We start from the raw sequence: 2,020 nt of genomic DNA, 5'->3' as shown, positions 1-2,020 counted from the left end.
ACATCGCAACTGCGCTCAACCCGAACGCATCCACCCTGGCCCTGGTGGGATCCACCGAAGAAGGCCAGTTCCACTAAAACTTCCCCAACTAGGTAGCAGTAGGTGTCGTTCTGAGCCCCCAAAACGGCACCTACTGCGAGTCAGTTGGGATCTCAAGAGGAGAATTCCCGTGAACAGCTTCACTGACAATTACACGATCAACGGCATCACGCTGACCGCCCAGCCTATCCACCGACAGAACGAGGTTCTTACCCCGGATGCGCTGGAGTTCGTGGCTAAGCTGCACCGGGCTACGGCGGAGCGCCGCCAGGAGCTGATGCAGGCGCGGCACACCCGTCGCGGCCAGATTTCCGGTGGCCAGGATCCGCGGTTCCTCCCGGAAACGGCGGAAATCCGCAACGATCCGAACTGGCGCGTCGCTCCCCCGGCGCCGGGACTGGAGGACCGCCGCGTGGAAATCACCGGACCGGTTGACCGCAAGATGACCATCAACGCGTTGAACTCGGGCGCCAAGGTGTGGCTCGCGGACATGGAAGACTCCTCCACCCCCACGTGGCGCAACGTCATCCAGGGCCAGCTGAACCTCACGGACGCCCTGGAGCGCAGGATCGACTTCACATCCCCGGAGGGCAAGGAATACAAGCTCCGTGCCGCCGAGGAACTGCCCACCATCGTGGTGCGGCCCCGCGGTTGGCACCTGCCGGAGAAGCACATGCTCATCGACGGGAAGCCCGTTGCCGGCGGCGTTGTCGATTTCGGCTTGTTCTTCTTCCACAACGCCCGCCGCCTGCTGGCACAGGGCAAGGGCCCGTACTTCTACCTGCCCAAGATCGAGAACCACCTCGAGGCCCGCCTCTGGAACGACATCTTCGTCCTGGCCCAGGACCTGCTCGGCATCCCGCAGGGCACCATCCGCGCCACGGTGCTGATCGAGACCATCACCGCGGCCTTCGAAATGGAGGAGATCCTCTTCGAGCTGCGCGAGCACGCCTCGGGACTGAACGCAGGTCGCTGGGACTACATCTTCTCCGTGATCAAGAACTTCCGCACCCGCGGTCCCCGGTTCGTGTTGCCGGACCGCGCCCAGGTCTCCATGACCCAGCCGTTCATGCGCTCCTACACCGAGCAGCTGGTCCGGGCCTGCCACCGCCGCGGCGCCATGGCGATCGGCGGCATGGCCGCAGCCGTCCCCAACCGCAAGGACGAGGCCGCCAACACGGCAGCGTTCGAGAAGGTCCGCGCGGACAAGACCCGCGAAGCCGGCGACGGCTTCGACGGTTCCTGGGTCGCCCACCCGGACCTGGTCCCGGTGTGCCGCGAAGTGTTCGACGGCGTACTCGGCGACCGTCCGAACCAACTGGACCGCTCACGTGAGGATGTCACCCCGGACGACCGTGCCCTGATCGACATCGCCTCCACCGAGGGCACCATCACCGAGACCGGCATCCGGAACAACATCGAGGTGGGCATCCGGTACATCGAGTCCTGGTTGCGCGGCAACGGTGCTGTGGCCATCCACAACCTCATGGAGGACGCCGCAACGGCGGAGATCTCCCGCTCCCAGCTGTGGCAGTGGATCTACTCCCACGCCATCACCGACACCGGCGAGCTCATCACCCGCGAATGGGTCAACGACCTCCTGGACGAGGAGTTCGCACGGCTGGAACGCTTCGACGACGACCGCTTCAACGATGCCCGCAGCATCTTCGAGGAAGTCGCCCTGGCCGAGGAGTTCCCCACCTTCCTGACTATCCCGGCCTACGCCCGCTATCTCACGGAAGCCCGCGAAGAAGCCACCAAGGAAGAACTCGTAGCCGCCTAGTCCCCACGCCCCGCTGGGCTGCCTGCACTCTTCGCAACAAGTGACCCCGATGGCCGGGGAGGCAGCCCAGCGACGGAACTCCTCACCACCCCAAGTAGCTCGCAGTTATTGTCGTTTTGACCGGGCAAAGTCATATGGTCGTAGCAACGCTCTGATTGATGGAGCGTTTTATGGTCAGGTCATTTCCTCAGAGTGCCC

1 protein-coding gene is annotated in these 2,020 nt (G+C 64.2%); it reads left to right on the top strand.

What is annotated here, in order from left to right:
- Positions 1-169 precede the first annotated feature (169 nt).
- The gene (gene aceB / locus OOZ51_RS22320; RefSeq protein ID WP_265982162.1) at positions 170-1,822 is read left to right on the top strand and encodes a malate synthase A; all 1,653 of its coding nucleotides are present in this window, start codon (positions 170-172) and stop codon (positions 1,820-1,822) included.
- Positions 1,823-2,020 lie beyond the last annotated feature (198 nt).

It is taken from the genome of Arthrobacter rhizophilus (genome assembly GCF_026241105.1).
Classification (GTDB): domain Bacteria; phylum Actinomycetota; class Actinomycetes; order Actinomycetales; family Micrococcaceae; genus Arthrobacter.
The sequence above is the reverse complement of the archived record's forward strand: the minus strand, read 5'-3'. Positions and strand labels throughout refer to the sequence as shown.